This window comes from Sphingomonas parva (ex Maeng et al. 2020) (assembly GCF_004564275.1).
Taxonomy (GTDB): Bacteria; Pseudomonadota; Alphaproteobacteria; order Sphingomonadales; family Sphingomonadaceae; genus Allosphingosinicella; species Allosphingosinicella parva.
Window position 1 is genome coordinate 67,453 of sequence record NZ_SPDV01000030.1, and the last position, 25,500, is coordinate 92,952.

Annotated in this window: 19 protein-coding genes; 14 read left to right on the plus strand and 5 right to left on the minus strand. The window is 62.6% G+C overall.

Annotation, left to right across the window (positions count from 1 at the left end; all coding sequences use genetic code 11):
- Positions 1-2: 2 nt before the first annotated feature.
- The 4 genes from E2493_RS14950 to E2493_RS21575 form a co-directional block, all read right to left on the minus strand.
- Positions 3-197, minus strand: a complete 195-nt coding sequence (locus E2493_RS14950; protein ID WP_135088194.1) for a helix-turn-helix transcriptional regulator — start codon at positions 195-197, stop codon at positions 3-5.
- Positions 198-273: 76 nt separating this feature from the next.
- Entirely contained in the window at positions 274-1,227 is a 954-nt protein-coding gene (locus E2493_RS14955) for a hypothetical protein (RefSeq protein WP_135088196.1), read from the minus strand.
- 54 nt (positions 1,228-1,281) lie between these two features.
- Positions 1,282-2,289: a P-loop NTPase family protein gene (locus E2493_RS14960; protein ID WP_135088198.1), complete on the minus strand. Its 1,008-nt coding sequence runs from the start codon at positions 2,287-2,289 to the stop codon at positions 1,282-1,284.
- Positions 2,282-2,803: a hypothetical protein gene (locus E2493_RS21575; protein WP_191993007.1), complete on the minus strand. Its 522-nt coding sequence runs from the start codon at positions 2,801-2,803 to the stop codon at positions 2,282-2,284. Before E2493_RS21575 ends, E2493_RS14960 begins: the two co-directional genes overlap by 8 nt.
- A gap of 1,096 nt (positions 2,804-3,899) precedes the next feature.
- On the opposite strand from E2493_RS21575, the gene E2493_RS14970 reads away from it, so the two are divergent.
- Positions 3,900-4,202 carry a hypothetical protein gene (locus E2493_RS14970; RefSeq protein WP_225421509.1) on the plus strand — a complete coding sequence of 101 codons (303 nt, stop codon included), beginning with the start codon at positions 3,900-3,902 and terminating at the stop codon, positions 4,200-4,202.
- Positions 4,199-6,457, plus strand: a complete 2,259-nt coding sequence (locus E2493_RS14975; RefSeq protein WP_135088202.1) for a relaxase/mobilization nuclease domain-containing protein — start codon at positions 4,199-4,201, stop codon at positions 6,455-6,457. The genes E2493_RS14970 and E2493_RS14975 overlap by 4 nt, the downstream gene beginning before the upstream one ends.
- Positions 6,458-6,628: 171 nt before the next feature.
- Here the strand turns inward: E2493_RS14975 and E2493_RS14980 are convergent, their stop codons facing one another.
- Complete coding sequence (locus tag E2493_RS14980) at positions 6,629-6,943, minus strand: hypothetical protein (RefSeq protein ID WP_225421510.1); 315 nt, start codon at positions 6,941-6,943, stop codon at positions 6,629-6,631.
- 130 nt (positions 6,944-7,073) lie between these two features.
- On the opposite strand from E2493_RS14980, the gene E2493_RS14985 reads away from it, so the two are divergent.
- The 12 genes from E2493_RS14985 (at position 7,074) to E2493_RS15040 (ending at position 25,223) form a co-directional block, all read left to right on the plus strand.
- The gene (locus E2493_RS14985; protein WP_225421511.1) at positions 7,074-8,636 is read left to right on the plus strand and encodes a recombinase family protein; all 1,563 of its coding nucleotides are present in this window, start codon (positions 7,074-7,076) and stop codon (positions 8,634-8,636) included.
- Positions 8,633-9,529, plus strand: a complete 897-nt coding sequence (locus E2493_RS14990) for a plasmid partitioning protein RepB C-terminal domain-containing protein (protein WP_135088206.1) — start codon at positions 8,633-8,635, stop codon at positions 9,527-9,529. The genes E2493_RS14985 and E2493_RS14990 overlap by 4 nt, the downstream gene beginning before the upstream one ends.
- Positions 9,526-10,404: a plasmid partitioning protein RepB C-terminal domain-containing protein gene (locus E2493_RS14995; protein WP_135088208.1), complete on the plus strand. Its 879-nt coding sequence runs from the start codon at positions 9,526-9,528 to the stop codon at positions 10,402-10,404. Before E2493_RS14990 ends, E2493_RS14995 begins: the two co-directional genes overlap by 4 nt.
- Positions 10,405-10,585: 181 nt before the next feature.
- On the plus strand, positions 10,586-11,101 hold the full coding sequence (locus E2493_RS15000; protein ID WP_135088210.1) for a hypothetical protein: 516 nt from the start codon (positions 10,586-10,588) through the stop codon (positions 11,099-11,101).
- A gap of 208 nt (positions 11,102-11,309) precedes the next feature.
- On the plus strand, positions 11,310-11,720 hold the full coding sequence (locus tag E2493_RS15005) for a MobA/MobL family protein (protein ID WP_225421512.1): 411 nt from the start codon (positions 11,310-11,312) through the stop codon (positions 11,718-11,720).
- 146 nt (positions 11,721-11,866) lie between these two features.
- Entirely contained in the window at positions 11,867-12,454 is a 588-nt protein-coding gene (locus E2493_RS15010) for a hypothetical protein (RefSeq protein ID WP_135088214.1), read from the plus strand.
- Positions 12,455-12,765: 311 nt separating this feature from the next.
- Entirely contained in the window at positions 12,766-13,674 is a 909-nt protein-coding gene (locus tag E2493_RS15015; RefSeq protein ID WP_318531708.1) for a DUF6615 family protein, read from the plus strand.
- A gap of 637 nt (positions 13,675-14,311) precedes the next feature.
- Complete coding sequence (locus tag E2493_RS15020) at positions 14,312-15,637, plus strand: DNA cytosine methyltransferase (RefSeq protein ID WP_135088217.1); 1,326 nt, start codon at positions 14,312-14,314, stop codon at positions 15,635-15,637.
- Positions 15,638-15,760: 123 nt separating this feature from the next.
- On the plus strand, positions 15,761-17,752 hold the full coding sequence (locus tag E2493_RS15025) for a hypothetical protein (RefSeq protein ID WP_225421513.1): 1,992 nt from the start codon (positions 15,761-15,763) through the stop codon (positions 17,750-17,752).
- On the plus strand, positions 17,749-19,269 hold the full coding sequence (locus tag E2493_RS15030; RefSeq protein ID WP_135088221.1) for a hypothetical protein: 1,521 nt from the start codon (positions 17,749-17,751) through the stop codon (positions 19,267-19,269). The genes E2493_RS15025 and E2493_RS15030 overlap by 4 nt, the downstream gene beginning before the upstream one ends.
- Positions 19,266-24,791, plus strand: a complete 5,526-nt coding sequence (locus E2493_RS15035) for an ATP-binding protein (protein ID WP_135088223.1) — start codon at positions 19,266-19,268, stop codon at positions 24,789-24,791. The genes E2493_RS15030 and E2493_RS15035 overlap by 4 nt, the downstream gene beginning before the upstream one ends.
- A 6-nt stretch (positions 24,792-24,797) precedes the next feature.
- A complete protein-coding gene (locus E2493_RS15040; RefSeq protein WP_135088225.1) occupies positions 24,798-25,223 on the plus strand; it encodes a very short patch repair endonuclease in 426 nt (141 codons plus the stop codon).
- Positions 25,224-25,500 lie beyond the last annotated feature (277 nt).

Here is a 25,500-nt window from a genome sequence, read left to right on the forward strand (position 1 = left end):
GACTATCTGCGAGAGCGCGGACGGTCCAAGAACCAATTGCGCACTTCCTCCGAAATCCAAACCTTCTTCCCAGGGCTGAAATAGCGCGGTTCCGGAAAGTCTGACTGACCGGAATAGCGACCAGCGGTGGAGACGCTGACATTGCCCATTGCCGCCACTCCCTTGATGCTGATGAACGCTGGTACCGTAGGCTTCATTCTGATCTCCTTTCGCTGAGGAGCCCATTCTCGCCTTGGTGGCCCGTCCGAATAAACGCAGGGAAATGAGTTTTTCCTAAGCCGCTGATTTCGCCTTATAATCTTCATCGCGTGAAGACGAAATCCACATCTTCAGTGCCGTCTCTATCGCATCGATAGAGGGAGTAGGCTGAGGATCCGCCAGCATCGTCCGAATCTGCGGCTCCTGGAACTTGTCGAAGATCCGGGTGACGAAGCGGGCAAAGGGCGAGAGGGCGCCTTCGTTGGCTTCACTCCCTCGGTTGGCCGAAGGCAACTTTCCAAGCCCGTCCTGGTATATCGCCGCCAGGTCTCCGAGAAACTCGGCGCGCAGCCGATTTGGACGGCGCCCGCTCTTCATCGCGAGCACCCGCTCACCTCTTTGCCGCAATATCGCAGCCGTGCGCCTGTGTTCGGCCAGGACTTCCTCGGCCGCGTGGGCAAGTCGCCGGCAGTTGTCGAGCCCGTGCTGGAAGACACGCTCGCCATCCGCCACCGCATCGCCGGGCATCGTCTCGTAAGGTATCCCATCGAGATCGTCGTAGAAGGCGTACCCGTCGTTCAGAGCGATCGTGAGTGTCAGAAAGGCGTCCTTCCTGACGTGATCGAGTTCTCCTGTTTCCCGCCTGTGCTGCCGGATCTGATTGGCAAGCGCGGTGGCGGCGAGATCGATCTGCCGGGCTCCCGCGTGGATCTGTTCGATCAATCTAACGAATGAGGTATCGTCGGGTCGCTCCGGGCGCCAATGGCTGGCGAGGATGTAAGCGTCGCACGCAATTGCCACGCGAGTGCGCCCCTCTCTCAGTATCCAGCTAATCAGTTCCGCGGGCAGCGCCTGCCCCTCCGCCCCGGGCGACTGACGGCCACGTGGCTTGTGCGCGCCCGCTTTGAACGCTTTCGTGACGAAATCCTGTGAGACGAGTTCCCTGGCCGCCTCCACATCCGCGTGCAGTTTGTAAAACTGGTACGTGGTCAGGCTGCCTGTCTCTTGAGGGCGTCGCTTATCTATCATGGTACCGTCCCGGGGAAGGTACCATGGTACAAGCCTAGGCGTTGCGAGAACCTTTCACGAACGCAGCAATCTGCGGAGCGCCGGGACTTCACGCCGGAAATCCTTCGCCGCTGCGAGAATTTGGGCATCATCCAGCTGCGGGAGCAATAGCGCATCTTCCGCCGCGGCAGCGCGAGCGTTCTGAGTGATCACCGCATCCCTGGCGTGCGCTCGAGTGCGGATTACCGAGAATATACGACCAGGCCCCCGGCTGGCTGCCTCTTCCAAGGTTCGAAGCGCCTCAGGTCCGGCGAAGTCTGAGATGGGGGCCTGAACCGCGAAGTTCAGAATGCGCCGAGCCATCATGGCGCTGGCGAATTGATATTCAGGCTGCGGGTTCTGGAGCACTGCGCTGAGACGTTCCCGGCGCGAGAGGCGAACTGCCTGAATGCCTGCCGGCAACTGACCCAAATCGATTTGGGGTTCGTGACGTGCGGCGAGTTCCTCAGGGAAGGCCTTCGAACCGTCCTGATTGTTGCACACGATAAGGACGTCTCCGAGCATTCCGAAGTTTCGGTCGATCCGCTGGACAAATGTCGACGTCGGGGCATTGGTCGACACGACCGCGCAGAAGACAATGCGAGCCCCGCGGTCGCGAAGGATACGCCAAGTCGAACACAGGAAGGCCATCACAGGCAGCTCCGCACTGTCGATGCCAGCCCCGAGATCGAAGATCAGACACTGCGCGGTGGCGGCATCTCGCTCGATCCAGGCCGCGGCGTCGGTCGCTGAGGTCGTCCACGGAATCTTGACCACCTCCTCCGAGCCGACACGCCGTCCCAATCCCCGGTTCCCGTCGTCAACGTCGACCAGGAGGCACTCTCGGCCGCCGAGCGAAGCCAGTGCCTCCAGCGCATCGGCCGTCTCGGTCTTCCCGGCGCCGCCCTTCGGCGTCATCGTCACGAAAATGGTTTGTTGTGGGGTGCGCCTGGCATCGCTCCCGAACAGGGTGGCCGCCGACGGAAGTCGTGCCGGGTTGTTCGACAATGCATCGCTGGCAGCGGCGGGGGTCTGATCATTCACCATCGTCGACCCACCGCTCTGGCACTGCGTGGAAGAGTGACGTTTGAGATTGCGCCGGTGACGAGGTTTCCCGGACCTCGGTTACGGACGGGTCGCTAGCCTTGACCGCAGTACCAGTGAGGACGGCACTTTTGCGAGCAGGGGCGGGAGCCGTCTTCGAAGCCGGAGCCGGAGCCGGAGCCTTGGCCGGAGCTGAAGCGGGACTCGGAGCTGGAGCCGGAGCTGAATGCGCAGCCGCGACCTGCCGAGCTGCGCCCTTCTTCTTCGGGACCGGGAGATCGCGTTCCTTGCAGAGCCGCTTGACGGCGCTTTCCACCGCATCGACCTTGAGCGTCTCCCCGTCCTCAAGCGCTGCCGCGATGACTTTCCAAGGCATGCCACGCTTCCGCGCGTCATAGATTGCCTCGAAACGGTCCTCCACCTTTCCGATGACGGACGCGATGGCCCGCGTCCGCGTGACGGGTGCGGCGAGCTTTCGATCCGCCTCCCGACGCCAGCTGTTCAGCTTGTCCATGAATTACCTCCTGAATCGTGAGTACAGCCGCCAGATGTTAGGAGCCAGATGTCGAAGTCCATTGGTAGAACTTGGGCCAAGATGGTGTTGAGTGACAGATTCTGATTATCATTGCACAACGTGGTAGTTGATCAATCAAAGAGTTTCTGCGCTCACATCTTCGGATGAGCGAGAGTGATAACTTCGCGGGTCTTCGAGAGCGGACCTGCGGTCGGGCATTAGCCGCTTCCGCGCCGGAGGGACGACCGTCTGCAAGGCCACGCGCTGCGTCTTTCCGTGTGAGCGCGCAAGCTCGGGTATCTCGGTCGCGCTTTGGCCGCTTTCTCGACAACCATGCGACCGTCGTCGCTCGGGATTTGAGGCCGACGTGCCATCCTCATCCGATCGGCTGGCGCGTCGGCCGCCTGCCCCTCTTTCGGCTGCCAGCAGCTCCCCGGCGTGGCCCCTGCGTGCCGGCGGTCAAGTTTCACGCGGGGCGATCAAGCGCTCCCCACAGCTGTTCTCCTCCCATCGGGTGCCTTGCCACTTCGGGGGCGGGTGGAAGTCGGCCGCGGAGGCGTCCCTCGGACCGGCGCCTCCTTCCCTCGGCAGGCCCGTCGTGTCCCCCGGAGAAGCCGGTAGCGACCGCCTCCAGATCTATCCGCCGCGCCCGATGCTTCGCCCGACGGGGCGACGGCAAAACTCCGCTCCTGCGGCGGGCGCTTGATCATTTGGAGGCCAGAAGTGGTGCCTCGTTGGCTGTCGCCAGAGAGGTCCCGTACGCACCGGGGGCGTGGTGGGTTGACCGAGCGACCGGGCGTCACCCCGATGCACCGGGAGTGCTGGATATCTTGACGGCCCCAGTTCCGAATACCCGCCGCTGTGGCTGTTGGCTGAGGACCGCCGTGCCGGCCGCTCTGGCGACCGCCGCTCGCCCGACTGCTGTCGGAGGATCAGCCCTTCTGATTGATCCGTATCTTGAACGGCTCGGTGACTCCGGGCCGGCGGTCCGCCTACCCGGAATGGACGAGGAAAAAAGGGAGCAGGATGGGCCATGTACACATGGCCGTCGAAGTGCTGCTCGGCGGGGGGCCTTCTCGCAGCCGGAGAGAGTGCAGTGAGGGAGAGGAAGGAGACGGCGGCTGAGGCGACCGAGACCGTTACGATCCGCCTCCGGGTCGAGATTGTCCGTCGTCTTGAAGCCCGTGCTGCAGTGGCGTGCATGAGCCGCTCGGCCTTCATAGGCTCGCTCCTGGACCACGAGGACCCGGAGGAGTTTCTGCCCTTGGCCGCTCTCGGGCGTCTCATCGCAATCGAGCGGATGGTGCGAGACGGCGGCGAGGCCACTCCAGACCTGATCGCGGAGCTTGGAAAGCTGGTGCGGGAACTCACGCTTCCCGCACGAGAGGCGTTCCGGTGATCTGCAAGGTCATCTTCATGAATCGCGCTGCCCGACGGGCGCTTCAAGGGCGGATTCAGAAGCTGGGCGGCACCGTCGTCGCGCTGACGCGGTACATCGTCGATGCGGATCCGTACGCCCTCATCGGCCAGCAGAGCGGCGATATCCTGTCGCTCACGGACTACGCGCTGGCCGTCAGAACCGCCGGGATTGAGCCGGGCGAGAAGGTCGAGGCCCACGGTGCTCGAAACTTGATCGGCGAGACTCTCGAGGACTGGCAGACCGAGATGATCGCGGTGGCGGCGAGGGCACCGCGCGTGCGCAACGCGCTCGTCCACATCATCGTTAGCCTCCGGGAGGGTGAGCAATGGTCGCCCGATCAGCGGGAGGAGGCGATCACCATCCTGCTCGAAACGCTCGGTCTCAGCCGTTGCCAGGTAATCTGGGCGGAACACTCGAATACGCAGCACCCGCATCTGCACCTGTCGATCGTTCGGGTCGATCCCGCCACGGGTATGGCGGCGGGCAGTGAGTGGCTCGTGGACGACATGCACCAGGCTATGGCTCTGATCGAGGAACGCCAGGGCCGATCCCCTGAGGCGAACGCGCTCTACGTTGCCCGCGACGGTGCTGTTTATGACAGAGACTCCGAAATCATGGTCCGGGACGCCAACGGCCGCTACATCAGTGACTGGTACAAAGCGCTGGGCAAGAAACACAATCGCCTTGCCCCTGAGTTGATGCGCATGCGCGCGAGCTTCCTCGCCGCGGCCGAGGAGGCGACGTCCTGGACCGAGTTCCACGCCGCAGCCGAGCAAATGGGCTTCGCTTATGACCGCGCCGGGAGCGGCGCGCGGGTCACGTTCAACGACAAGTCCGTCAAGGCGTCCGAGGTGCACAGGGCGCTCTCGCGCAGTTCCCTGGAGGAGAAGTTCGGACCGTTCGAACCTGCGCCCAGCAACCACGAGCCTGCCTATGACTCCTACAGCAACGCTTTGGAGGAACAGCGCCTGCAGCTGCGCCGGTCTCGAGACGAAGAGTACCAGCGCCTGGACGAGTGGGTCGCCGCTTCCATCAAGGCAGTTTCGAGAGGTCGCACCAAAACGCTGCAGCAAGCGATCAGAGCCGAAGCTCAGGTCGCCAAGAAGAGCCTAAGCGAGGCGTTCAAGCGGTCGATGAAATGCTGCACTGCCCAGCGGCTGACCGAGGAGGCGTGGCGAGCGGCTGGGCGGCCCGCTCTGCCCCAGCCGCCTCTCACACCCTCTCTTCTGCTGCCCGCCGATCTGGGTGGCCTGGAACGATCCTGGGGTCCCTCGGCTCGCTTTGATGCTCGTGAGGTCGGCTGGGCGACCGAGTATCGGGGCGGCGAAGGAACACCCCTGTTCACCGACCATCGTGTGGTCATTGTGGTGCACGCGACACACCGGAGCGACGCCATCGATGAAGCATTGCGCATCGGCGCCGAGCGCTGGGGACGGGTCGTCGTCAAAGGACCGGAGGAGTTCATTCGACTGTCCGCCGAGAGGGCTCGGTCACTGGGGATCGTTGCGGTCGGATCCGATGGAAGGCCGTTGTTGGTCGAGGTGGGAGACGATCGCCGAGCCCGAGCGGTGAAGACCAGTTCTACCACCTCCGATCCCGTTCGCCCGCCCATCCGAACCCCAGATCTGGCGCAGGACCCTGCTCGCCGGACGAGACTTAGGGACGCGATCAAGTTCCTCGATGATTATCCTGGCCTTCCGTTGCGAAGGCGACAAGCCCCCGATGACTCCCCGGCGACGGGGCGGACTGGTCCTTTGGAGATCGTCACGGAGGGAGATCAGCTGGACGAGCGCATCCAGGGGCTCGGGCGACATGCGGTGTTCGACGATGTCCCCGAGGTTCAGGAGTTCCTGGAGGCGAAGCGAAAGAAGATGCTCAGCGATTGGGCTCACCAGCTGCACCGAATGGGCGGCCTGCTTCCGGAGCAGCACGCGGAGATTGTACAGTTGCTTCCGCTTGCCCGCGCGACAAGGTGGCCGGCCATCCTCGCCGAGCATGATCATGACTACATGTCGATGCTCCGAGAGGTGAGGGAAGCCATTTTTGGCAGGAATAAGGAGTTGGCTGAAGCGCGCGCTCAGGCGGCCCAGGAATGGTCACAGCGAAAGGAGCTCCATCACTCGACGAAAGAAGCATCTCGGCAGACGACATTCTCCACCGAGCACGCAGAAGAAGGGATCTCGGTCGTGGATATGGCAATGCACCAAGGGAAGGGTGGGCGGGGATTAGGGTAGGCCATGGCGCCGCCGAGGTCGGTGTACGCTCTGTCGTCCGATCCGGCGGGTCGTCTGTGGCCTGAGATCGCCTTGGTCGACCTCACGATGCTGCCAGAGTGAAATTGTCGATGTTCGCAAGCTGGCCGACGGGCATTTAGTCAAGTGCTTCGACGCGGTTCTTCGTTCAACTCAATCGGGCGTACCGTTCGCCCGATCCAAGTTCAACAGCCGATCGATCAATTCCAATGCTGACAGCAGACTCTGCCGAATTCTCAGCAGTTCGGCTCCGACGAGGTGCTGATGGCGTCCTGCGAGCGCGAGGACCGTCGCTAGCACGGAGTCGGATTCTCGCGCCAGCATTAGGAGGTGCTCGCCGCTCGGTCCGAAGCTACCGGTGAGCCAGTTCTTGGCTGTTCGGTCGCTCGCACCCGTCCACCTCATCAGGGTTTTCGTGGCGCGATGGCTCTCGCCGAGTTCCGTTCGCAGCGCATCTGCTATCGCCACGGCATAGGGTTCATCCGCCCCCAGTCCTCGCGGAAACCGATTACCTGTTTTCCGAAACATCTTTCGTGCTCCGCTGGTCTAAAGCCACCCATGAGTCGGTGGGGTCGCCTGTTGCAACTCGAGGTCGGCCATGATCAAGTGGGACACGCCAGAAAATGCGGAGCAGCGCCGCGGGACGCCAGCCGCCGAATATGTACGGATGTCAACCGAGCACCAGAAATACTCGACGGACAACCAGGCAGAAGCGATTCGACGCTATGCCGAGGCCCGCGGGTACTCCATTGTAAAAACATATGCAGATGAGGGGAAAAGCGGCCTAAGCCTGAAAGGAAGAGGCGCCTTAGAGAAACTACTTCAAGATATTCAGCGTGGATCTGCTAACTTTTCTGCTGTCCTTGTTTATGACGTCAGCCGATGGGGGCGCTTTCAAGATCCTGACGAAGCGGCTGCGATCGAGCTGCTTTGCAAAAAGGCAGGTATAGCGGTTCACTACTGCGCGGAGCAGTTCGAGAACGACGGGAGCATCGGCTCCTCGATCATTAAGACGGTCAAGCGCGCAATGGCCGGGGAATATAGCCGCGAACTCTCCGTGAAGGTGTTTGCTGGGCAGGCGAACCTGATCCGATTGGGATTCCGGCAGGGCGGCCCTGCCGGCTTCGGGATGAGGCGCGTGCTCGTTGACCACAACGGCATGAGAAAGGGGGAACTCGCTCCTGGCGAGCATAAGAGCATCACCACTGATCGCGTCGTGCTCGTAGCCGGGCCAGAGCCCGAGGTCAGGACCGTCCGCGAGGTCTACCATCTCTTTCTTGAGGAGCGCCGGTCAGAGCGCGAAATTGCTGGCATATTGAACCGGCGCGGCATCGTAACTGATCTTGGCCGACCGTGGACGCGCGGCACTGTCCACCAGTTGCTGATCAATGAGAAGTACATTGGTAACAACGTTTGGGCCCGGACGTCGTTCAAGCTTAAGCAGGCGCGTCGAGAGAACCCGCCGCAGGATTGGGTAAGAAGCGACGGGGTCTTTGACGCGATCATCGATCCTTCGGACTTTGCACGGGTCCAGGCGCTCATCGCAGCCCGGTCGGAACGACTCTCTAACGACGAGATGCTCCAACGGCTGACTGAAGTGCTTCGAACGCAAGGATCTTTGTCGGGGCTGATCATTGATGAAGTCGAATGCTGTCCCTCGAGCAGCGCGTACCGATCGAGGTTTGGAAGCCTGCTTCGCGCCTACACGCTCGTCGGCTTCAGCCCAGCACACGACTATCGATACCTGGAGGTGAACCGGGAGTTGCGGCGGATGCACCCGGCCGTGGTGGCCGAGGTGATCAAGGGCATCTGCTTGGCAGGCGGGCGGGTCTCGCAGGACGAGAAGACGGATCTCCTTCGCGTGAACGTCGAGTTCACGGCCTCGTTAGTCGTCGTGCGCTGCCGCCAAATGCCGTCAGGAACGACGCGCTGGAAGGTCATCCTCGATCAGGCCTTGAAACCGGATCTCACGATCATCGTGAGAATGGATAGGGAGAATAAGGTCGCTAAGGACTATTACCTGCTCCCACGCCTAGACATGGGCGAGGCGGTGCTCATGCTCTGCGAGCATAACGGTCTCTCGTTGGACGCGTACCGCTTCCAGTCGCTCGCCATGCTCTACGAGATGGCGGAGCGATTCTTGCTTCGGAGGGCAGCATGACCGGATCGACGCCCGCGCAGCAAGTTGAGATGATCCCGATCGATCGTGTGGCCGTGATCAATCCACGTGTTCGAAACAGGCGGATCTTCAACGAGATCGTTGAAAACATCGCCCTCGTTGGTCTCAAGCGGCCGATCACGGTCACGCGCCGGTCCGAGGGTGAGGAGATATTCTACGATCTTGTGTGTGGGCAGGGTCGGCTCGAAGCCTGCAGGAGCCTTGGCTATGCTGAGGTACCTGCGCTGATCGTATCCGCTGACCAAGAGGATTGCCTTGTTTCCAGCCTCGTGGAGAATTGTGCACGCCGTCAGCATCGCGCTCTCGATCTCCTCCAGGACATCGGCGAGATGCGGAAACGAGGATACGCTACGGCAGAGGTCGCAAAGAAGACCGGCCTGTCCTACGAGTATGTGAACGGCGTGAGCAAGCTGCTCGCTCAGGGGGAGGAGAGGCTTCTCCGCGCGGTGGAATCGGGCGCGATGCCGATAACCGTGGCCGTCAGCATTGCAGACGCCGATGACGCCGAGGTTCAGAATGCGCTGCAGACCGCTTACGAGGATAATCTCCTCCGAGGACGCAAGCTCGTTGCTGCCCGCCGCGTGGTCGAAGCGCGAAAGAGGCGAGGGAAGAAGCTCAGGACCGAGCCGCACCGCGTCGCCAAGCCGCTTTCCTCCGAGGCGCTCGTGCGAGCGTACGAAGAGGACGCCGCGCGCAAACGAGCTCTAATTCGGAGGTCGGAGATGGCTAAGGCGCGGCTCGCGTTCGTCACCGAGGCCATCCGTAGCCTCATTGAGGACGAGGCATTTTTTGGGATCCTTGAGGAAGAGCAACTTGCCAGCGTGCCGGCCAGACTCGCGCAGCGCATCCCCGAACTCGTTGGGGAAGATGGATGAAGGGCAAGCTGAAGCTCGGGTTCGAGTCGTCGAGCCTGCGGATACCGATTGACAAAATCGTGCCGCTCCGGGCTGTCGCAGACCATGTGCGCAAGTCCGTGAAGTACGCGCAAATTGCTGCCTCTATCCGCGAGGTTGGCATCATCGAGCCGCCGGTCGTCGTTCGCGATGCGGGTGAGCCGGACATCTTTCATCTGTTGGATGGCCATCTTCGCGTCGAGATCCTGAAGGAACAGGGTGTCGGCGCTGTCGTGTGCCTCATCTCTACCGACGATGAGGCGTATACCTACAACAAACGGATCAATCGGCTGGCGATCATCCAGGAACACCGGATGATTCTTACGGCCATCGAAAAGGGTGTTTCTGAGGAGCGTCTCGCCCGTGCCCTCAATCTCAACATCGCTAGCGTTCGCAGCCGGCGCCGGCTCTTAGAAGGAATTGCGCCGGACGTCGCCGAACTATTGCGCGACAAGCACGTGCCGCTCAATGCCTTCCGTGAGCTTCGCAGGATGCTGCCCGAACGGCAGCTCGAGGCAGCCCAGTTGATGGTCGCGATGAATCGCTATACGCTCTCATATGCGAAGTCGCTCGTCGCGGCGACACCTGATCGGCTTCTTGCCCACAAACGTAAGAAGACGATTAGTGGCCTAACCGATGACCAGATTGCTTTGATGCAGGAAGAGTCGGAAAAGCTCCAGCTCAACTTCAAAGCAATTGAGCGCGACTATGGCGCCGATCACCTCGATCTGGTCTTGGCTCTCGGTTACGTTGGGCGTCTTCTGGGCAATGCCCGGGTAGTGGGCTATCTGGCGCAGTGCCACCCAGAAATATTGTCCGAGTTCCAGAAGCTCGCTGAATCGCAGATCGCGGCGTGATCTGCAGCGAACAAGGCAAGCCCAGCGGCGGAACGCAGCAGCCACAGGAGGCGGGCAGCCGATCGACGGCTTAATAGCGAGGAGAAGGTGCGGGAAGAGCGACTTCCCGAGAGTGATGAAATTCAAGGGAAGGATTAGGGCTCACTAGCCAGTGGGCTTTCACACCCTTGGAGTTTCACGCATGTATCTCACCGATACCGACTACATCATCTCGAGCCGAACGCAGCGGGTGATGTCCTTCCTGTTGCAGACGGTCGGCAGGAAGGGCGGCGCTAAGGCGCTCGGCGGTCTGCCGGCTGGTGCCATCTTCCTGCACGATGCTCGGCTGATCCTCGCCAGCACCTGCTGCATGGCGCCGCTCTTCAGGCCGCAGATGTTCGATGCCGCGACGCGGACTTCGGCCGACGTGCTCCTCATGCGCTACGACCAGGAAATGAATGCCCGTACGGCAGCCACCTTCGACGTGCTCGTCCACGTTGACGGGAACGGGATGCTGTTCGGTGACATGGTGCTCTCGTTCGATCCCGATGACGGATATTGGCTCGTGCCGAACGGCACCGGGTGCAGTGTTGCGCTGGGCTACGAGGGGCTGCGACTGGAGTTCGACATTGCTCACACCGCTTGGCAGCAGCGGCGAGAAGGCGTCACCGCAGCCCAAGCGCAGCTTGGTCGTTCGATCCTGCCGGGGGCATTCTGATATGGCTAAATGGCAATCCGTGCCCCCGGGCCTCGACTATTTCCCGGTCCAGGGCAGCGACAGCAATGTGGTGTTCGGCGTGGTGCGCAGCGTGCTAGCTGGTGCTTCCACGACGGCGAGTGCTGCTGTGCTCCGCCGTCTCGTGCCGGTCGGCCGGCCTGATGATCCGCAAGTACCTTGGCCGCGGCCGAGCTGCTTCCGCTCAGACGTGCTGCTCCCGTCGCACGCGAGCTACGACTATCTGGATCCTGAGGCGCTCTGCCGCGCCTACACTCAACAGGCCTGGGATGGGATGAAGGACCTGGTGGTGATCACCAGCTTTCGCTTCCCGGAGACGATCGCCGAGCCGCCGTCGCTGTCGCTGCAGGAAGCCTGGGAACTCACGCGAGGCTTTTCGTACCAGCGCCTTGTGCTCGACCGCAATCTGGCGGTGGTGCTCGCCATGCACGTACCGGCGCGCGCTGGGAAGGAAGGGCCGCCGCACGTCCATGTGATGGCGCTTGCGAGGGAACTGGGGCCGTGCGGATTCGGCGCGTTCCTCGGCCCGCTGGCGCGCGACACCGGTCGCGAGATCATGGAATCCGAATGGAAGGCGTGGCGCGCCGACAAGGCTCGCTGAGCGGTATCCCGCCTCTAGCGCCAACAGCCCGGGCCGTGAAGAACGGCCCGGGTTTTTGGTGCGAAGCGACGGCAGGAAAACCGTGCCAGGACATAAGCAATTACGAGGCTCTCTGGGCATGAAGAGTTGAAAGGAGGAAATTAAACATGCTCGTTGTGACGGTGGAATTGTGGCCGTACGGTCTCGAGGAGGCAAAGGAGGTGCTCGCCAAGGCGACAATCGCTAATTGCGGGCGCGATGGGGAGGGGCATTGTTACCGTGCCGAGCTCCACGAGCGCGGTGACCCGTCGCTCAATATTGCAGAGATGAACAAGACCGTCGAAATTCCGGCGCATGATCGGCGGCAGAGTGTCTGGCGCCTGCTCGAACGTGTCCTTCGCGCTGCTCATGTCTACGGCCGGCCGGAGCCTCGTGGGGGCAGTCTAGCTGAGGAGCGCGAGAGCGATATTCAGCCTTCACCCGAGAACGCGTCTGCTGATGCCAGGAAGGATCCGCTAAGCCAGTCGGAAATCATCTATTACGCCAGGGTCATGGGCCTCGCCCGATACCCGCTCGAGAGGATCTTGGCGGACGTCGAGGCTCTCTCCGTGGAGATGCTCGATCTTTGGCATTGGCGTGAGCGGAAGGCGGGCCGCGAGGGTATTCCGGGGCTGCCGTTCTGGGGTGAAGACGGGATCCCGCGTGACAAGGATGGTAATGTGTTGCTGGGTTGGGGTGGCAAGCCGAGCCGTTGATGTTTGCCGAGCCCGTATCGAATTATTTGACGGCGGTTCAAGCTGTCAGTTCGCGGCGCCCCGTTTGAGCCGACGAGGGCTCAATTGGCACTGCGGCAATTTACTACATCCCAAGTTGGGGAGCGGTCTACCCGACCCGCAAGGCATGGGACTTGCGATTGCTACCGCCCATTCGGGCAGCTGGTCCAAGTAGAGGACGGCGGCGCGGCACGTTTGCGTCACCCGCCCAGCCTGCTAACTCTGCTTCGGATTAGATCGACGAGACGCTGGTGGGCCGCCAGAAAGGAAGCAGGCGAGGTATGTCGACGACGATGTGTGATCTCGCGACTAGGTTGCCGCTTCTAATCGGCCGCCTTCTTGATCGAGAAGCGAACCTCAAGAGGGGGAGGTTTCGCGAAGAGACGATGACCGATATCTTCACAGGTGCCCTCGCGGCTTTTGCGGGCCCGGAATTGGTCATCGAGTACCCGGTCGAGGCGGAAACCGGAGGAGATATCGACCTCCGGTTTTGGCACGTGGAGACCAGTCGTGAGCTCCACCTGAGAATTCAAGCCAAGCGGCTCAATGCGATGTTCAACGGGAAGACCATGACAAAGGTCGCGCACCGCTCCTATCACGAACTTCTGCACAAGCCTCATACTTCAGTCGACTACCAGTTCAAAACCTTGGTGGACGCGCCCGATCCGTGGGTTCCTCTCTACATGTTCTACAATCATCAGTCTGTCGTTGAAGACCCCTATTTTGCGAGCGGTGGTCCAACCGTGAGCGGGGTGAACCTTGCGTTCGCCACCGATATCGCTGGGGAGATGCAGGCTAAACTTGACGCCGCAACAGCTACGCCCAAGTCGGTTAAGCATCACAAGCGCCTTAGCCATCTGCGAAAGCACCTGTTCGGTTTGGATGCCCTGCTCTGTCCGGCCGGCGACTGGGGAGGGGCGGGCGTGCCGCCTCCGGGGGCCGTTTCCGAGGCATTGCGGGCAAGCTGGGGAGCGCGAGGGCAGGGAAGTGCCCGTACCAAAGACGAGGACGTCATTTTGCGCATACTCTCCGAACCGGATACATTGTCTCCGGATCGCCGCCCAGGGCGACGTATTTCAGATGGCCCCCCTGTAAGAGTGGATCGGTCGCTAGAGCGTCCCGTCGTAACATTCATTTCGGGCCGGACCGATGACGACCGAACACCATCCATTGCCGAGGACGTACGGGAACGGCGGCGCTAGGCTTAACCTGAGGGATGTCACCCGAAATCGCCGTCGGATCGAATACCTTGCAGCGGAGCGTCTTGAAGCGCCTCCTCTGCGCGAGCTGTAAGTTGCGGGCTGGGGGCTCCGCGCGAAGTTCTCGACACGCTCGAGCATCTGGTCATCGCCGAGCGGGTTGAGGGGGATCGCCAAGCGCATGCATCTCCAGGGGCCGCGACTCGGTGGTTGATCGGTGCAGGGCTTCAGCTCGTGCCGTCCCGTCATGCTTCCGCGCGATTCAGCATGCGGGAGGGACGTGCTCGCAGAGGGGATTGGATGGTCCTCGGGAGACTCGACCGGGCTGGCTCTATTGAAGATCGACGTGCGTAATGCCGAGCCAAGCGGGGCGCATGGGCTAAGATCGGCATCATGTTGTTCTTGATATGTTCGGCTCCTTGGCGCTATTATAGCTTCGCGGAGTGCCTGTTCCATGACCGTGATCGAGAGACATCAAAAGGCCGGGGATCATGATAGCGATGGCGGCCGCCCGCATTCGTTGCTATGCCTCTGGCCCGACGGGGGTAGGTTGTCATCCACTGGAAACAAGAAGAACGAAGCCCGGTATCTCGCTCTGGGCTCCCTGCTAAGTCACGCCAGGATCGGATGAATTGCTAGAATGAAGACGCGTAGGTTTGTAGATTTGTTTTCTGGATGTGGGGGCTTGTCGCTCGGCCTGTCGATGTCCGGCATGCGTGGTCTGTTTGCCATCGAGCGCGACCCGATGGCCTTTGAGACGTTCGCTGCCAATTTCGCCTCCAACTCCTCCCTTCCACATTACGCGTTCGAATGGCCGGCCTGGCTGGAGCAGCGTGCGTGGGCTATCGACGAACTGCTTGAACGCCATACGGCGCAGCTGCGCAAGCTGCGTGGCAACGTTGACGTCCTCGCGGGTGGCCCGCCTTGCCAGGGCTTCAGCTTTGCAGGGCGCCGCATCGAGGATGACCCACGCAACCGGCTGTTCGAGAAGTATGTAGAGGCGGTCGATGCGATCAGGCCAGCCGCACTCATTCTGGAGAACGTCCCGGGAATGCGAGTCGTTCACCGACGCGCAAATGTCGTGGAGATTCCCTTTGGCCCCGCACCGAACAAGCACTCATTCTACGACAAGCTCGCGGGGAGCCTCGATGGCATCGGGTACGAGGTCGAGGCCGTCCTCGTTGACGCGTCGCGGTTCGGCGTGCCGCAGCGACGCTCCCGGCTGATTGCGATTGGTGTTCGCAAGGAGCTTTCAGAGTGGCTGGATGGCGGTATCGCGCGGGTCTTTGCGCTTCTCGAGGAGCATCGCGAGGCCCAGTTGCTCGAATTAGGGCTTGGGGAGACAGTCTCGGCGTCTGCCGCCATATCCGACCTTGAGACCGCGAACTCCGTGTTGCGGCCGTGCGAGGATCCAGAGTCGGCTCGCGGATTCATGGAAGCCACCCGTGGGGAAGCTCGCTCTCGCTTCCAGGAGCTGATGCGGGTTGGAAGTGACGCGCCCCCCGACAGCATGCGTCTGGCAAGGCACCGCGACGACGTTAAGGAGCGCTTCGGTCGCATCCTTGCAGAGTGCCGGCGCGGCGTTCGAATGGACGACGAGTCCCGCCGCAGCTACGGGCTCAAGAAGCATCGGATCTACCCGATGTCCGGAGAGAGCCCGGCGCCGACGATTACGACCTTGCCGGATGATGTCCTGCACTATTCTGAGCCACGCATCCTCACAGTACGCGAAAGCGCGCGGCTTCAGTCCTTTCCCGATTGGTTCAAGTTCAAGGGAAAGTACACGACCGGGGGCGATCGCCGGACGCGGGAATGCCCGAGATACACTCAAGTCGGGAATGCCGTCCCACCGTACTTGGCTCGGGCCATTGGCAAAGCACTTGGAATGGCGCTCTCCGAGATCGAGGTCACCCGGGTCGTCTTCGGCCAAGATAGCCAGCAGCCAGCCAAGGTCGCGACGAGGTAAGGCATGGCGACTCAGCGGGACGGAGCGCAATTCCCGGCGCAACTGCTCGACTGGGCCGGCAATCGGTCAGGAGGGGTGCGTCGCCCGTTCGACGAAGCAAGCGGCCGTCCTGGCGGACAAGAGGTGTTCAAGACTCACCTGCTTGCTAAGCTCGAGCGCTGGTGCAGCGACGTCGGTGCCGGCGTCCCGGGTACGCCTCGCGTGGTTCTCCTCGTGGGTGGCCCGGGGAATGGAAAGACCGAGGCGATCGAACGCACGATGGGTTGGCTTGATGCCGCGTTGAACGCCGACGGAGCTCTCACCCAGGAGCTTTCGGATGCATTCCGACCTGCCGATGGGAAAGTAGTCAGGCTGGTCAGGGTAGACGCCGGCAAGCTCTTGAGCCCGCGGCGCGAGGCATGGTCGTTGTCGATCGTGCAGGATGCTTCCTTTGTTTCCGACGGAGCTGGGAAGTCGGCGGCGGAACTGCTCCTCGACGACCTTGAATCCGCTTGCGCAGATAATCAGGCTGGGCTCTATCTCTGTTGCGTGAACCGCGGGGTGCTCGACGACGCACTCATTGCTGCCACCGAGAGTGGCCGGGCGGAACCTCGTGCCCTCGTCGAGCGCGTCACCCACTCCGTCAGTCTCTTACCCAACGCGCCCTCGTGCTGGCCTCTCGAGGGCTATCCCCAAGTTGTCGCCTGGCCAATGGACATGGAGTCCTTGTTCGTGGCGATCGAGGAGGGGAAGCTCTCGCCGGCCGGGCAAGTGCTCCGCCATGCCATCGATCCAAATTTGTGGCCCGCACAGCACGCCTGCGAGGCTGGCGTGCGCTGCCCGTTCTGCACTAGCCGAGAGCTGCTGTCGCACCCAAGGGAGGAAGCTGCTATCCTCTCGATGCTGAGGTGGTACGAGCTTGGCAGCGGCAAGCGCTGGAGCTTTCGCGACCTCTTCTCGTTGGTCTCGTACCTGCTTGCCGGTCACCGCCACGAGACGCGCGCCACGGACCTTATGCCCTGCGCCTGGGCCGCGCGGCTGGCTGCAGCAGACGACGAGGCGGTGCGCAACGCGAAGCCTTCGCCAAGGACGTCGGCCGCCATCTTCGAGCTGGTGGCCGCCCAGTACCACCAAGCCCTGTTCCACTTGTGGGACCGCGAGGCGGGTCCTTCCCTTCTTCGGGACATCAAGGAGCTCCAGCTCCAAGACAACAACACTGCAATGGGGTTGCAGTGGTTTCTAACAACGCGGCGGTCGCCATACCTACCCGGGATGATCGACGGGCTGCTAGATAATTTTGCCGGCTTGCTCGATCCCGCCCTCGCGAGACCTGACACCGTAGTCGAGGTGAGCCGTAGCACCAGCTATCGTCTACGGGACATCGACACGCGCTTCAGTCGCTCCGTCGGCGAGGGGCTCGAGTATGTGCGCAAGTCGCGGATCATCACCGCGATGGAAGTTGAGTTGCTGCGTCGCCTAGCCGAGCTCGACACGTTCCTCTCGCGCCAGGACGTCCGGAAGAAGCGACCGGCAACAGCCACCAGGATCCAGCGGCTCGTGCGAGACTTCGCGTGCCGGCTCGTGCGAAGGTCGATCGGCGTCAGGACGATGACGGTGCTCGACGCGCCTGTGCTCCAGGAGTTTCAGGACGTCGTCCAGGACAGGCTCGATGACGGCGTGTTCGAAGTAGCCCGGGAGATCGAACTCCTCCTGAACCAGAATCAAGACTTCGAGGTGTCGCTGACGACCACCTTTGGCCAGCCCCTGCCGCCCTCGACCGTTCAAGCCCTACTTGTCGTCCCGAGGCGGCATGTGCAACCGGCTAGCCCGGCACGCGAAGGCAGGCCTGACGCGCCCCTCAAGTTCCTGGAGGTTGGCGAGGGTAGCTCTGCACAAGACGTCGCCCTGACGTACGACTTGTTCAAGGCGGTCAAGGACATAAAGCGAGGAATGTCCAACGCCTCGCTCCCGCGGTCCGTCCTTGCGCTCCTCGATACGACAAGCGCTCGGCTCGCGGGACCCATCGTGCGCGATTCCTCTGTCTTGCGGCGTGCCGAGATACGCCTGGGGAATGGGGTCACGATCGAGCAACGGCGTTCCGGCTTCGGGGTTGTAGGTGGGAGCGCACGACGGTGAGCTTCGCCGAGTTTCGAGACTCCCCCTGGGCCAAGTCGCACCCTGCATACAGGAGCGGTGCGTTTGCAATGACGCCAGCTCCAGAGAACTCCACTTCCGAGGTCGTGCTATCGTCTCTCTACAGGGTGATCGGACTGCCAGGCGTGGAGGAAAAATTAGTTCCTTCCGAAGGAACTAGGCTGCAGGGCCTCATCCGAAGGGAGCGCGAGAAGAAGAACCCGTCGACTAAGGGTGCGCTCGACGCCGACGGCTTTGACACGCTCCTCAATTCGCTGCTGGAGAGTCCCAAGCGCCCGAACCAGTCTGCCAAGCGCTTCCTCCAGGTAACTCCGCTCGTGCCGCAGGTGGCCCTGTTCTCGGGTTCCCCGCGACTGAACGGCAACCCATGGACGCCCGGAACCCTCGTGCGGCGAATGATTTGGCTGGGCTCGCCAGACGTCGCGGCCGCCCAAGCGACGTGGCGCGGGTTGTTCGATGCCCTGACTGTCGGCCATGGCGACGATGTATTCGCGCGCTTCCTTCAGTCCGAGGTCGAGGCGTGGCTCCCCGAGCCCAGCTGGACATTTATCCCGGCGCCGACCGATGGCTTGCCTGTCGGCCCCGAGGTAGGCGCCCGTCCGTTTCCAGCCCGCCAGTTCGTCGAGGATCTCAACTCGATCATCGCTGCAAAGGACATGCTCACCCGACGGCAGTGGACGAGCTTGCTCGAGGCGATCCTCCGGCTGGGGACGGTCGCGCATGTGATGTGGTTGTGCGAGGTGCATTCCCGGGTTTGGGCGTGCCTGTCCGATGCCTTGCGCGGTGCGGGGCCCGCCACGGAGGAAGCTGCGCTCGGCCGCGTTTTCCCGGAGCAATTCTCGTTCCTACCCCTTTCCAGCAGGCCGTTGCCCGGCATCCGGGACAGCATATCACGTTATCTTACGGCCCGGCTCGGGATCAATGCGGTCCTGTGGGCGCTGCATGGCTCTGACGCCGCTGCGCCGGACCTTCTTGGGTCGGCGCGGGGTCTGGCGAACGCATGTGCGCAGGTCCGCGACCTGGGCAGCGGAAGGCTTGCGGCCGAGGTGCGCGAAACCGTCGAGGACCTAATCGATAGGGAAACGAGGACGCTGCTGTGCCGCCGAGGAGTCGGGAAAAACATCGATGAATTTGTGACCTATAGCCTGCAGCAGCGACTGACCGCAAACCCGCGCCTTCGCGGGTATGACCAAGGCTACATTCTGAGAAAGCGCGGCGCCCACTCGAGCAGCCCCTGGATCGTGTCGCTTGGCCCGGTCGCGACAATTGCGCTCGTGCATTGCTCGTTGTCCGGGGCGGGGGGGCCGCGCTCAGTGCATCGGCTTGCCCAGCACCTTGGCCGATACGGCGTGACGATGGATCACCGCGAGATCCCGCAGAACGAGCTCGGCCACCAACTCCGCATGCTTGGGCTAGTTCTGGATAGCCCGGATGCCGAAAGCGGCATGTTGCTCGTCCCCCCCTTCCGCCAGACGGTGGCGGCGGGAGGCGCTGAATGAACAAGCTCGCGACCATCCTTGCAGATCGCGTTCGGCTCCAAGTCGGTGCCACGGCAAGGTCCGGTCCGGCGCGTGAACTCCGGCTCGTGTTCCTTGGGCCACCCCATGAGCTCATGGCCGAGGTGTTCAACGAGCTCGCACGTACGCCCGACGGCGGCCAGCCGGCTCACATGCCGGTGCTCCTGCAGGTACCAAAAGACCACGTGCCCGGAAACAATCCGAGCCTCGGCCAATCAGGGTGGTGCGACGAGGATCATTTGCTCCGCCTCCGCAACACGCCCGGTCATGCAAGCTATGTCGCGCTCTTGCCCCCGGGCGAGCACAAGATCCTATCGGTCGATACCACAACGGGGAAGTTTGGTGTCGCCGAGCGCAACAATGGCGGAAACGCGACATTCGACGCTTGGTGGGACGATAGCTTCGTGCAAGAGCTGGTCGTGCGAGCCATCTCCGAGGCCGGGGTTCCTGACCTCCAAGCCGACGAGGCTAGGCAGCTAATTGAGGCCGGGGCGCGGGCGGCCGACGAAGTAGAGTCCGGCACCGCGCCGCGGGAAGGCGCCTGGAGGCTCCTTTCGCGGCTGTTCTCGATTACCCAGTCGACAGCGCTAAAGCCCGGCGATGCCATCAGCTTGGCATGTGGTGTCCCGCCGATGCGGAGTGGCGGCATCTCGGCGAAGGAGCAGCTGGGCACGCTCAGGAGCATCGCGGAGGCGATGACGGAGGGGTTCCGCCGGAGCGTCGAGCGTCTGGCTGAAGGCGCGACGGCGGAGGATCAGGCACACTTGGCTGGCTTCCTGCAACAGGTTCGCGAGACTTGCGAGGTCGCCACCACATTCGAACGAGCAACCCCAGCATATTATCGTCCTGCAAGCCAGCTGGAGATGCCGGCGGTGCCGGGCTGGTGGGCTGCGCTTGACGTCGAGAAGTGGACGGAGCTCCTCGCAGAGGAGCCCTCATCCGCTGGTGACATTGGCATGGCCTGCACAAATGCCCTCGCTGACCTTGGCAAGGGCATGCCGGCAGTGGTCGCCAGTGAGGTCGAGCTCCAGTTCAACACCAAAGGCGGGGACTCGAGCCACGCAACCATCGAGGTCAACCGCACGCCAGCAGCCGGGAATGGGCTGGTTGGCACCGTCGCGGCTGACCGGGGCGACACGCTGGTCGACGCAAGCCCGCCGTCCCACAAGCTGCCTCTGACTTACAAGGCAACTGCAGACAACTTCAAGCCAGGCTCCATGAAGGTCATTTCGCTTGCTAACTGGCAACCCGGAGTCGTGGTTGTGTGTCGGCTTGCGAGGAAATTCTCGCCGCCTCGCAGGCCGTCCCGGCGTGGCAACAAGGCGGCGGCCGAGTGGGAGTCCGGCCTGACTCTTCCAGGGGCCGGCAGGTACGAGCTGCTAGTGTTCGTGTCACCCGGCACATCGCTCGATGCTACAGGGCAGGTTACGGTTGACCAGCCCGACGGCAACGCGGGTGTGCCGGTCTCCATCGCGCTCCGCCAAGCGACGCCGGAGATGTACCGGGCAGAGATCGAGGCCGAAGGCAACTGTCAGCTCGATGTTGCCTTTTCGCGCGTGGACAAGTCCGGCAGCTCCGTGCGGGAGGCATCCCGTACGTTTATCACCTGCGAGGATGTCCCGGAGGTTGGGTGCCGAAGCGAGTTCGAGCGGCTCATCAAGGCCAATCGCCGCAAGTTGGAGAGCTTTGATGCCAAGGCCGCTATCCCGGTCAATCGGGCAGTGCGATCCACGATGCTTCAGGACTGGATCCTAGCAAGCGACGCGGTGCGGACCTCGTACCAACCCATCGTGCTCGCAGAGGACTATGGCGACCATTGGTCGCCACCAAGCTGGGGCACCGGCAATGGGCCCGTGCTGTCGCGCGGCTCCTTCATCCAGGACCCACGCCCTGCGCCCCACGAGTTCAACCCTCCCGCCGAGTTCCTGGACGCCCGGGAGGAGATAGCCCGCCGCATTCGTGGCGATGGCGACCAGTCCGGTGTGTTCGAGACCGCGCGGCTTGGTGAATGGGCATTGCGCGACGAGCATTTCGCCGCTCTCATCGAGCAGTATGTGGGTGCTTACCACGCGTGGCTTTCCACTGACCCCGAAATCGCGAGCTGGTCCGACGTCCTTGCGATTACATCCCTGGACGGGAGCGGGCGCAGCCTAGCTAGGGAGCCCGTGGCTATCATGCTTTCGCCGATGCACCCCCTGCGGGTCGGCTGGCATGTCGTTGCGCAGCGCATCTTGTCTGAGGCAGACGAGGCGGGGAAGCCTTGCCCGGCAGCCAGCGTGCTCGACCCCGACTGCGTTCCCGACATCATCTCACTTCACCTGCAATCCCCCGCGGGCGTCGACCAAGTCGATTTCCTCTCCGTCGAGAATGGCAGCGACTACTGGTCGGTGCTGTGGAACGGCCGCGCGCTCGAGCAGCTGCCGGAGCGCTCGCTCGCGGAGCCGTTTGGTGATTCCTTTGGCATCAGTGTTGGCGGGATCTCGGTTGGCTTCAGCGCAGCGCAAGTGCGGCGCGCCCTTGATGATGTCTCGGACTTGCTCGCGGCAAAGCCCGTCGTCGCCGTTGCCGTCTCAAGTGCCGGCGGGGCCACGGATGCTTGCAACCAAGGCCTCGTTGACTGGTGCACGGCGCGGTTCCAGGTGGATGCGCGGCGACCAAGGTCATTGGCTATGGGCCCGAGGTTCGTGGAAATATTCGACGAGCGCCCGTCTGGCGTCCGTCCGGACGATGCGACGATTTCGAACTTATCCGAGGACACCGCGGACAGCGTGCGCTGGTATCTCGAGCAACCGGACGGAGCCGTGCCCGACCTCGGAATTATCGCACAACTTGATATGTCGGAGCCCCGCTCGGAGCGAGTGGAAGGGCGCACGCCTCTCGGGATGGGGGGGATGATCCGGCATCGCGTACGACGGCAGCTGCCGCGCTCCTTCCTTGCCGAATCCAGACAGTCAGTTGCGCCGGATCCGACAGGGGACGTCCTTCCTGATAAAGTCGCCTCGCTCCTGTCTGCGGTCGAGAACATGGGTGCTGTGCGCTCCGGGTTGCAGTTCGCGCCGAATGTGCACGAGGTGCAGCACATGCTCAGGGAGCGGCAGACCGACTTTGTGGCGGTTTCATCGGCCGCCATCGACCCAGCGTGCTTCCTAGGTGGCTGGCTGGAAGGCGCTTACCTCTGGGACTTTGACCTTCCCTCCTACTCCCACCGCGCCGGTGACACGAACGGGTACTACCTGCTCTCGCAGGTCACTGACGCCGACAGGGACGCCCTGTCGCAGGCTCTGGGGCGGCTCCCGGGATGTGGCAGTCTCGATTCCAGTAAGGTTGAGGACGTCCTGCTCGAGGTCGCTCGCCGCGGCATTCCCACGATAAAGGGGCTCGCCGGCGACGATGCGGGCGCCACCGGCGATCTAGGCATCTTCGTCGGCGTGAGGATCCTGCAGGATCGCTTCCGGGGCAAGCAGCACGAAGGCGACGGGCTGCTCCACGTTATCGGGGGCACCGCCGAAGACCCCACTATAGCCATCGTTGTGCCGGTTGACCCGTTCCGTGGGTACATCGCCGACTTGTCTAAGGCACTTGGCAGGGACGGGGGTGACTTGTCGCAACTCAGGCCCGACCTGCTCGTGGTAGGTATCGACCTGTCGGGTGGGACTGTGCGCATCAAGGTCACGCCAGTCGAGGTCAAGTGCCGGCCGACGTCTCGCTTCGGGAAGGGCGAGGCGCTGGCCGCACTTGACCAGGCGAAGGCGTTGTCATCGCTGCTCGTCGCTATGCAGCCCGCAGGGCAACCCCGGCTGTGGACCCTTGCCTACCAGCACCTGTTGCTCTCCGTCATCGGGTTTGGGCTCCGGGTCTACAGTCAACACCCGGATGTCGTAGGACATGCCGCCAGATGGTCAGAGTTCCACGAGCGTATTGCCACCGCGATCCTTAGCGGAAAAGAATGCGTCGAGGTCGACACACGCGGCAGGCTCATGATCCTCGACGACACTCCTGCAAGCAAGCCACAGGACTTTGATGGCGACGGCTTCGAGGAATCGATGGTCGTTGGTCGAGAGGACGCAGGCAAGGTCGTCGCCGGTGACGCGGCGGCATTTTACGAGATGGTCCGCTTGCGCCTCCGCGACTGGCAGCTCCTTCCGGGCGCGGCGACGCCCGTGCCATTCGAGCAGCAGCCAACGCTGGCCGCCGAAGCTGATCCTATGCCCACTGCCTTAGTGGTCACGAAGGACGCCGAGGAGCCCGCCGTGGCGCGAGAGGAGACTGTCCCTGTGTCCGGAGATGAGGAGGATAGCCCGCCGCCGAGGGAGCCAGTGGAGCAGCGTGAAGGCTTCGCGCGCGCAGCCGCCGTCGAGGTTGCCGGGAAGGGCGTCATCCTCAACGTTGGCCATACGATTGATGGGTTCCAACCGCGCGATCTGGCGCTGAATATCTCGGACACCCGGCTGAACCAGCTCAACATCGGCGTTGTCGGCGACCTTGGCACGGGCAAGACGCAACTGCTCAAGTCCTTAATCGCGCAGATCGCTTCATCGGGACCAGAGAACCGGGGGCACCGGCCGCGGTTTCTGATATTCGACTACAAGCGAGACTACAGCAGCGACGACTTTGTCGCCGCGACGGGCGCACGCGTGATCCGCCCGCATCGGATTCCCCTCAACCTCTTTGACACCAGGACCAGCGGGGATGTCCCGGCGCCTTGGTTCGACCGGTTCCGGTTCTTCGCCGACGTGCTTGGCAAGATCTACTCCGGGATCGGCACCGTCCAGCGCGAGAAGTTGAAGCAAGCTGTGAGGCAGGCTTATCGATCCGCGGCGCCAGGCGTTTCGCCCACTCTGCGGGAGGTGCATGAGGCTTACCACGAGATCGTTGAGGGCAAGCCAGACTCTCCGATGTCGATTATTGGTGACATGTTGGATATGGAGATCTTCGAAGAGGACCAGTCCAGGATAGTGCCCTTCGACAACTTCCTGGACGGTGTGGTGGTGATTGCGCTCGATGCGCTTGGTCAGGACGATCACAGCAAGAACGTGCTGGTCGCCGTGATGCTGAACATGTTCTACGAGAACATGCTGCGCACGCCCAAGCGACCTTTCATCGGGCAAGATCCACAACTCCGGGCCATCGACTCTTACCTGCTTGTCGACGAGGCCGACAACATCATGCGCTACGAATTCGATGTCTTGCGGAAGCTGTTGCTCCAGGGGCGCGAGTTCGGGACGGGCGTCATCCTGGCATCGCAGTACCTGCGTCATTTTAAGGCCGGAGGGACCGACTATCGGGAGCCATTGCTCACCTGGTTCGTGCATAAGGTGCCGAACGTTACGCCGACCGAGCTGTCTGCGCTGGGCCTGTCCGCTAGTGCCGCCGAGATGGCCGAGCGCATCAAGGGGCTGGGCAACCACCAGTGCCTCTATAAGTCGTTCGACGTCGGTGGCGAGGTAATCCGGGGCTATCCTTTCTTCGAGCTGATGCGGACCCGGGAAGTAGCCGAAAGGTAGGCTGGGATGGCCGACTCGCTGTCTGCAGAGCAACGATCGGAGCGAATGTCGCGCATCCGGTCCAAGGATACGTCGCCCGAGCTATCGCTCCGCAAGGCATTGCACGCGCTGGGCCTTCGCTTCCTCGTCCATGACAAGCGCCTGCCAGGTAAGCCTGACATCGTGCTCCCGCGGTTCAAGACCGTCGTCCTAGTGCACGGCTGCTTCTGGCACCGCCACAGCGGCTGCAAGGTCGCGACGACCCCGAAGAGCAACACTGGCTTCTGGCAGGAGAAGTTCGACCGGAATGTCCAGCGGGATGCGAGGAATGTCGCTGCCATAGAGGCGGAAGGCTGGAGGGTAATCGTCGTGTGGGAATGCGAGCTTGGGTCTCCGTACAAGGCCGACGCTGCCGCACGGCGCATTGCGGGCGAGATCGGGCATTTGGGATGACCATCGCGGATCCCGGCGAGGAGGCCGCGGCCCGGTTGGCAGAGCTGCAGGAGGCTAGTCGACTCGATTGCCCGCTTGTTCCCTCGGTGGGGCACGTCCGCCGGATCTTACCTGTCCGTATACTGTTTGCCACCTATCCCGCCACAAGATGAGGGGGGCAGCAGGGGAGGGGCCCCTAATGTCCGAGAAGTGGTCAACGGACTAGGCCCGAACGTAGCGCCCGGTGAGCAGCGGTCAGAGGTTCAACAGCATGTGGGCCGCGCCTGACGGCGCGGCC